Origin of the sequence: Rhodococcus sp. IEGM 1351, from assembly GCF_030056875.1 — a bacterium.
GTDB classification, from domain to species: domain Bacteria; phylum Actinomycetota; class Actinomycetes; order Mycobacteriales; family Mycobacteriaceae; genus Rhodococcus_F; species Rhodococcus_F opacus.
In genome coordinates this window covers 1-7,462 of record NZ_JASHKU010000064.1, presented here as the reverse complement: position 1 = coordinate 7,462, position 7,462 = coordinate 1, and the positions used below count along the sequence as shown (strand labels likewise).

General features: G+C 63.5%; 8 protein-coding genes and 1 pseudogene. 3 read left to right on the top strand and 6 right to left on the bottom strand.

Annotated elements, in window-relative coordinates; all coding sequences use genetic code 11:
- Nucleotides 1-201: 201 nt before the first annotated feature.
- Together QM806_RS40675 and QM806_RS40670 are read left to right on the top strand one after the other, a co-directional pair.
- Entirely contained in the window at nt 202-840 is a 639-nt protein-coding gene (locus QM806_RS40675) for a TetR/AcrR family transcriptional regulator (protein ID WP_283295018.1), read from the top strand.
- 319 nt (nt 841-1,159) lie between these two features.
- Nucleotides 1,160-1,585 carry a nuclear transport factor 2 family protein gene (locus QM806_RS40670; protein ID WP_283294893.1) on the top strand — a complete coding sequence of 142 codons (426 nt, stop codon included), beginning with the start codon at nt 1,160-1,162 and terminating at the stop codon, nt 1,583-1,585.
- Between the two features lie 103 nt (nt 1,586-1,688).
- Here the strand turns inward: QM806_RS40670 and QM806_RS42030 are convergent.
- A pseudogene (locus tag QM806_RS42030) lies at nt 1,689-1,974 on the bottom strand (IS1634 family transposase); the annotation flags it as partial.
- 217 nt (nt 1,975-2,191) lie between these two features.
- Between QM806_RS42030 and QM806_RS40665 the strand changes: the two are divergent.
- On the top strand, nt 2,192-2,842 hold the full coding sequence (locus QM806_RS40665) for a TetR/AcrR family transcriptional regulator (RefSeq protein ID WP_283295017.1): 651 nt from the start codon (nt 2,192-2,194) through the stop codon (nt 2,840-2,842).
- A gap of 574 nt (nt 2,843-3,416) precedes the next feature.
- On the opposite strand, the gene QM806_RS41525 is transcribed toward QM806_RS40665, so the two are convergent.
- The 5 genes from QM806_RS41525 to QM806_RS40645 all read right to left on the bottom strand — a co-directional run bounded on the left by QM806_RS41525 (nt 3,417) and on the right by QM806_RS40645 (nt 7,365).
- A complete protein-coding gene (locus QM806_RS41525; protein WP_349307628.1) occupies nt 3,417-3,812 on the bottom strand; it encodes an MFS transporter in 396 nt (131 codons plus the stop codon).
- Nucleotides 3,813-3,847: 35 nt separating this feature from the next.
- Nucleotides 3,848-4,882 (bottom strand): MFS transporter, encoded by a 1,035-nt coding sequence (locus QM806_RS41520; protein ID WP_349307627.1) that lies wholly within the window; start codon nt 4,880-4,882, stop codon nt 3,848-3,850.
- 503 nt (nt 4,883-5,385) lie between these two features.
- Nucleotides 5,386-6,042, bottom strand: a complete 657-nt coding sequence (locus tag QM806_RS40655) for an MFS transporter (protein WP_283295016.1) — start codon at nt 6,040-6,042, stop codon at nt 5,386-5,388.
- 31 nt (nt 6,043-6,073) lie between these two features.
- Nucleotides 6,074-6,235 (bottom strand): hypothetical protein, encoded by a 162-nt coding sequence (locus tag QM806_RS40650; protein WP_005569480.1) that lies wholly within the window; start codon nt 6,233-6,235, stop codon nt 6,074-6,076.
- Nucleotides 6,232-7,365: an IS701 family transposase gene (locus QM806_RS40645; RefSeq protein WP_283295015.1), complete on the bottom strand. Its 1,134-nt coding sequence runs from the start codon at nt 7,363-7,365 to the stop codon at nt 6,232-6,234. The genes QM806_RS40650 and QM806_RS40645 overlap by 4 nt, the downstream gene beginning before the upstream one ends.
- Nucleotides 7,366-7,462: the final 97 nt, after the last annotated feature.

Below are 7,462 nucleotides of genomic sequence, written 5' to 3'. Positions count from 1 at the left end.
CATGGCGCGACCGATCGGCGAACGGGCGATGGAAACGATGACAGCCTCGGGCATGCGGAACTCCTGGGTGCGGGTCGTCTGACGACGGAGGTGTGAAAGCTATGCAGCTCAAAAATATGCAACCGCATATTTACTATGCGCCTGCATATACTGACGGTGCCAGAGGAGACCTGTCAACCCCGCCAACCGAGAGGCAACAGTGTGACGGACGCACCACTAACCGGAGCGGTCAGCGAACTGGGTACCTCGAAAGCCGCTGCGCGGATACGCGCCGCGGCCATCGAGGTGTTCGCCGCCAAGGGGTATGGCGCCACCACTACCCGGGAGATCGCCGCCAGCCTCGACATGAGTCCAGGAGCCGTATACCCGCACTACAAGACCAAGGAATCCCTTCTCTACGCGATCAGCCTTGAGGGCCACCATGCGGTACTCGCGGCCATCACCGCCGCTGATTACCCCGACGTCGCGGCGCCCGACCGGCTGATGTCGACCGTGACGGCCTACGTGATCTGGCACGCCGACAACCGCGCGAGCGCCCGGGTCGCGCAGTACGAACTACGCTCGCTCTCGCCTGAGCACTTCGCAATCATTGCGGACATCCGCCGGTCCACCACGAAGGTGTTCAAGCGGATCATCGAAGTCGGCGCAACGGCAGGCGACTTTCACCCCTTCGACATCGAGGCCGCCGCGCTGGCAATCACGTCCCTCGGCGTCGATGTCAGCAGGTGGTTCCCCTCCCACACCTACTCCGACCCACGCATTATCGCGGCTCGCTACGTCGAACTTGCCCTTCGAATGGTCGGGTGCGCCGACCCGCAACCCCTCGACAAGCCTTCTTGACACGTGCTGCTGGACTGCAGGATTCGAGAACGGCTCTCACCGAAGTTGGCGAGACCTGCGCCGGAGAGCGCCCCGCGGCGGCGTCCGCCAACCGCTCCTTCATCTCGTCATCGCCGGCGGGTTCGGCATTGCGGCTGGACCGGTTCAGCAGGTTGTCGTCGCCGTGAGTGCCACCGTGCTGGCACCCCGGATCATTGACGTGAAAGGGATCGCTCTCTATCGTTCGAGAAGCGGCCCTCCGGTTATTTGCTCGAGCGCATCCTGCGCGAGGAGTACTTCGCCGGTCGCGAATCCAGCCTCGTCTGAAGGAGAGCACCACATGAGCACGCTTGCAGGAGACCTGGCGCGCGCGCTGGGCAATGTCGAGGCGATGCAGGACCTGTATGCCGACGACATCAGCTGGACACTGCCTGTCACCCTGGGTCGGATCGGCGGTACCCACGAGGGCAAGGACGCCGTCCTCGAGTTCAACAAGATCGCCCTGGGGCCGTACAGCAAGTCTGCGGGCTTCAAGGTCGACATTCATCACGAGTTCGGTGACGGCGAGTTCAGCGTGGCCCGCTACACCTGCCGCTCGACCGTCTCGGCGACCGATGAGGAATACGTGAACGAGTACGTGCTCTTCGTGCGTGGGCGTGACGGCAAGATCACCGAGGTCGTCGAGCATCTCGATACGCTCAAGGTCATGCACTACGAGGGACTGCGAACCTTCCTTCCGCGTATCTCGGGGGTCGTCGTCTCATGAGTGTGTTGAACCGGACGTGGCACGTCGCGGGCATGCCCAGCGAACATTTGGAGACTTCCCACTTCTCGTTCGAGACCGCGGACCGGCCCGAGGAGTTTCAGCGACCCTCCATGTCGCGCCGGCCGCGTTCGACAGCGAGCAGCTGCTTGTAGGCAGCGGCCAGACCCTCCGGAGTCAGCGTGGTGTCGGAGGTGCGCAGCAGCCTCCTGCCGTCCAGGCCTGGCCTAGGTCTTAACCGCGATGGCATCGACGCGCATCAGCCTGGCCTGGGTGCGCCGCAGATACCGGCGCAGCCCCGGCTTGAAATTCAGGTATCGACAGCTCATCTCGGTGCCGCGACGTCCGTGTGTCGGAGCCACGATCATCTCACCCAGATGCGCGACGAGGTTCTCGACATGAAATTCCAGTGCACAGGAAGGCAGACGCTGCTGTTTCTGGATTCGCCGGGTCGCTTGTGCGGGCCAGGAGTGCGGGTGCCGATGCGACGGCGGGCCGGACTGCGGTGATCACGCGGGTTGCGCACTGGCCATGCAATATTGATGCATTGGGCGTGCGCCAGACGCCAAGGATGCCGCCGTCTGGCCAACCGTGCGAGGGAGGACTTCCGTGACCGAAGCCACTGCTCGCAGGCCACCGGTGACACGCCGGGGCATCCGCACCCCCCAAGCCCTTGTCGACGCTGCGCGGGTCATCTTCGAGCGCGACGGCTATCTCGCCGCTCGGCTGACCGACATCACCGCCGAAGCCAGCTGCTCCACGGGGACGTTCTACACGTACTTCAACGACAAGGAGGAAATCTTCGCCGCTGTCATGGAAGCGACGAAGAACGAGATGCTCCACCCCGGGATGGAGCACGTCGATGGGGTCGACGACCCGGCCGCGATCATCGAGGCGAGCAATCGTGCGTATTTCGAGAGTTACCGCCGCAACGCGAAGCTCATGCAGCTGCTCGAGCAGGTGGCGAACATCGATCCCAATGTCCGGGAGTTGCGGCAGGCTCGCAGCCGGGTCTTCATCGAACGCAACGCTTCTGGGATCAAGGATCTCCAGGCGCGAGGTCTTGCCGATCCCGACCTCGATTCCGTGATGGCCTCGCGCGCGCTCTCCGGTATGACGAGCAGGATTGCGTTCTCCACCTTCGTGCTCAACGAAAGAGTCGACTTCGAGGAGCTCGTCTACACCACGACGCGGCTGTGGTGCAATGGGTTGCACATTGAGCACCACCCTTCCAGGCGGGAAGCCACCGACAAGAGCTGACGGCCGGCTGGGGCCTTCCGAAGGGCAACGTCAGTTGGCTTGTCTTGAAGTCGGGATCTTCGGGGCACGCCGGGCACCCGTTCGGCGAGAAGGTTTCGACTCGTACTGCCGCTCCTGTACGCCGGGGGCTGTCAGGCGCAGCACCCGGCGTACAGGAGGTGGAGAGTCGGAGCCTTGTAGAGCGCTCCTCATCCTCGGACAACCGCTCGCGCCCTCGAGCGCGTTCGAGCCGGACCCGCCGAACCCTCCAACCCCACTAGGCCTTGGATCCACAGTTGTCCGGCCATCGTCAACCACGCGTTCGCGTCGAATGGGTATTCGCCTCGGGAGTGCGTGAAGTTGGTTGGCGCCTACGTGCTGGCCTAGGAGGAATGTACGAACTCACGCACGTCGTCGTGCTGCTCGGTGAATACAAGCCCCACGGTGCTCCCGCCTTCCACATCGTCGGCCTGCTCACACTCTTGTATAAGGTCGTGCTGGCGACGGCCCTCATCTTTGCCGGCCTAGCCGTCACGCTCGTGCGGATTCAGGCACTATCGCAGGCTATTCCAGCAAGAGTCGGGCGATTCGCCGCTTACCTGCAAGTTTCTGTGCAGATATCAGGTGAGTGCGACGCTTGCGTCGGGATATTCCTTTCGCGCCGCGGCAGGCACCAGGCGATGGCGAGCGCTCCCAACGCCGCGAGTCCAGCCGCCGCGAAAGCAAGCCGCAAACCAGTTGCGGTGGTGTACTCGTGGCCGCCCACCGCCACCACATTCTGTGCGAGGAGCACGGCGGCGACAGCACTGGCGGTGGAGGTACCGATCGACCGCATCAAGGTGTTCAAGCCGTTGGCGGCACCAGTCTCATGCTCTGGAACCGAGTGGATGATCAGTGTCGGCAGCGCCGCATAGGCAAAACCGATCCCGACACCTATGAAGCAGCCGACGAGCACGATGTGCCACACCTGCGTCATCAACACCAGTGCCACAACATATCCGGCCGCGATCGTCGCAGCGCCGATGATCAGACTGGTGCGGGCCCGCGCGCCTCGGAGACCCGTGCGGCGAACGGCGAGACGGCCATCATGATCAGACCGGTCGGGACCATGCACACGCTCGCCACCACCATCGACTGCCCCAGCCCGACCCCGGTGACGGCGGGCATCTCGAGCAGTTGCGGCAGCACCACCGACGACGCGAACAGACCGAAACCGACAGCGATCGACGCGAGGTTCGTCAGCAGCACCGGACGACGGATGCTGACGCGTAGATCGACGAGCGGACTACGTGAGCGCCATTGGTATCGCCCCCAGACCACCAGCACGAGTGGTCCTCCCAGGGCACAAACGAGGGTCGGCGCGGCGGCCCAGCCCCAATCACTGCCCTTGGAGACCGCCAGCAACAGCCCCGTGAGCCCGACGGCCAACCCGAGTGCCCCCGCAACGTCGAAGCGCATGTCCCGATGCCGTGGACCCGCCGGCACGATCACCCACAGCGCCCCCGCACCGAGGACGCTGAGCGCTCCCGACATCCAGAACAACATGTGCCAGTTGTAATGCTGTGTAGCGAACGCCGACAGCGGCATTCCCACGGCCGCACCCACTCCCAGTGTGGAGCTCATCAACGCAACGGACCGGCCCAGTCGCTCGGGCGGGATGGTATCGCGCAGCATGCCGATTCCCAGTGAGATCATGCCCAGGCCGGCACCCTGGAAGGCTCGACCCACGATCATCGGGATAAGGGTGGTAGTCACTGCCGCCAGTAGCGAGCCGACCAGGATCGCGCCGAGCAGGACGAGCGCCACCCTCTTCTTACCGAAGATGTCGCCGAGGCGTCCCGAGATCGGGGTGAAGACGGCGCCCGCCAGGAGCGTGGCGGTAACGATCCACGACGCATTGGAAGGGCTCGTCGAGAGCAACCGCGGAAGTTCGGGAACGAGTGGGACCATGAGCGTCTGCATGAACGAGCAGATCACGCCGCATCCGGCGAGCGTCGCCGTGATCAGAGCAGGGCTACGGGTACTACCGGTGGCAGGCGGAGCAAGTACGTTCGCGGACATCAATCCCGACCATTTCTCATCAACTAGTTAGCACATGCATCTGTCTATTGCTCATCAAGACCTTTCGCACTGAGAGGCGAAGGCCAGGATGTCGAACGTATCGCTGTCGTGCATCCCTCGCGGTGGCACGCCACCGGGCTCGCCACACGGCGCTGTGGTTCACACGGAGGCTCGTGGACGCCGGCATCGCCCCGCCCACCCGGCAGCGTCGGAGACGGCTTCGACAACTCGCTCGCGGAAAATCTGTGGTCACACGAGATCGAATTCATCTACTGATCCGCAACGACATTCGCGACCAGAGCGGAGGCGGAGTCGGCGTTGTTCCGGCATGTCGACCCCCCAGATCCGTCAGTCCAGGATGCCGCAGTCCGTGCGCGTACCACCCCTAGTTCGTCGGAGACGGCCGGGGCAGTCCCACACTCGTCACTGCCTTTGTTGTTCTCCTCGTTCGACGGTCGAAGACAGATGCGTCCTTCGCCCCACGCGCGAACGGGGTGTAGAAGTCATATGTCGACCGAAGATGCAGGCACGGACTGCATGACTTGGGAGTTCTTGATCGCAGATCCAGCTCTCCTGATCGAGAGCAGCGCAACGAAACCGACGAAGCAGGTAGCAGTGATAAAGAATCCAGGGGATACAGCGCTACCGGTTTCTCGGATCAGCCATGTGGATACGTAGGCCGCCGTTCCGCCGGTCACGAGATTCGCGAAGTTATTGGCCAGAGCGACACCGGTTACTCGTGTGCGCGAGTCGAATAGAGATGGCAAGACAGCCGATACGGCTACGACCACTATCGCCATTGCCAGTCCAAACACCAGGAAGGAACCGATCGCAACAGTTCGACTTCCCGTCGCTGTCAGGTGGAGAACCGGGAAGATCAACACGATGCACGCGATAATCCCACCTGTATAGGCCTTGAGCGCCCCGACACGGTCGGTGATCAACCCGTACACTGGCATCAGGATAGTAATGCAGGCGATAATGCCTGCCGAGATCCACGCAACTTCGCTGGTCCCCAGATCATTTTCCCTCGCGAGATGTATACCGAGGTAGGTGAAAACCATATACAGGCAGGCGCTGGCGGGAATCGAAATACCAATAGATTGAAGGACTCTCACGTTCTGTGTCTTGAGTAATGTCAGAAGTGGAGAATTCTCCACCGCGCCATCCTGACTAGTACTGCAACGGCACTTATGGGAGGTGTCCGCGACGTCGGTAGTGGGAGGTGCGGGCCTGGTGTTGTCGGCGCCGTCGCCAGTTCGACCAGGACCAGATGTGCTCGTCCGGGTGGGCGTGTCGCAGGATCAGTTGCACGAGCAGGCGGCGGATCTCGGGTAGCGTGTACGCGATCATGCCCTGATCTTCGATCCCGATTCCCCTTTTATCGCTTCGGTTTTCGTCGCGGCGAGCCAGGCGAGGGCGAGCATCGACAAGGTGATGTGGGCGTACCAGGCCCGGTAGGTGCGTACCTGGTACTGGTCGAGGCCGGCCTCGTTCTTGGCCTGCTGGAAGCATTCCTCGACCCGCCACCGGGAGCCGGCGATGGTGGCGAGTTCGGTGAGCGTGGTGCGGCGGGGTCCGGCGCAGATGTAGTACGCGATCTCGGTCGGATCGGAGAGGGATCGGCGGGCGAGCAGCCAGTGCCCGCGCCCGGGTGCCCAGGCGATCCGGATCGGGATCCGCACCCAGGAGTATTCGCGCCGGCCGTGCGCGCCGTCGCCGACGGAGATCCGGCGCCACTGCTTCGGCGGGACCGCGGCGATCATCTCGTCGGCGCGACCGGCGCGACCGTGCGGGGTGAACACGTCGTCGTTGCAGCGCGTGGCCAGGACGTAGGAAATATCGCGTTCCTCGAGCCAGACCCGCAGGTACTTCACCTGCCCGTAGGCCTCGTCCGCGGTGACCCAGGAGAACGGGACCTGTGCGTCGAGGGCGCGTTCGATCATGTGTTGCGCCAGTCTCGGTTTGGTCGCGAACTCGATGTCGTCAGTGATGCCGGCGGCGCGGCACCGGTCGCGGTCGGAGGTCCAGGATTCGGGCAAGTACAGCTCCCGGTCGATCAAGGCGTGGCCGGCGCCGCTGGCGTAGGCGAGGAAGACCCCGATCTGGCAGTTTTCCACCCGTCCGGCGGTGCCCGAGTACTGGCGTTGCACCCCGGCCGAGCGGGTGCCCTTCTTGAGGAATCCGGTGTCGTCGACGATCAGTACACCGGCCGGATCGCCGAGGCGTTCGACCACGTAGTCACGGACGTCGTCGCGGACGCCGTCGACGTCCCAGTCCGCGCGCCGCAGCAACCGTTGCATCCCGTCCGGGCTGATCTCGCCGGCGCGCTCGGCGAGGGTCCACCCGTTCTTGCGTTCCAGACCTGCAACCAAACCCGTCACATATTCACGGACTCGGGACCGCGGCTCCGACCGGGCGAACCGACCGGAGATCCGCTCATGCAACGCTTCCAACTCGGCAGCAACCAGATCGAGGACCACACAATCAGTATCGCGTACCTGTCGAGCAAGTGCCGTTGCAGTACTAGAGCGTGTCTGCTTAATGTTTGATGCTTGATGCGTGATGCTGGGTATGTGT

Bases quoted from the DNA above. Each gene is read 5' to 3' on its own strand.
- QM806_RS40670 (WP_283294893.1), top strand. From the start codon at position 1,160: ATGAGCACGCTTGCAGGAGACCTGGCGCGCGCGCTGGGCAATGTCGAG.
- QM806_RS41520 (WP_349307627.1), bottom strand. From the start codon at position 4,882: ATGTCCGCGAACGTACTTGCTCCGCCTGCCACCGGTAGTACCCGTAGC.
- QM806_RS40650 (WP_005569480.1), bottom strand. From the start codon at position 6,235: ATGATCGCGTACACGCTACCCGAGATCCGCCGCCTGCTCGTGCAACTG.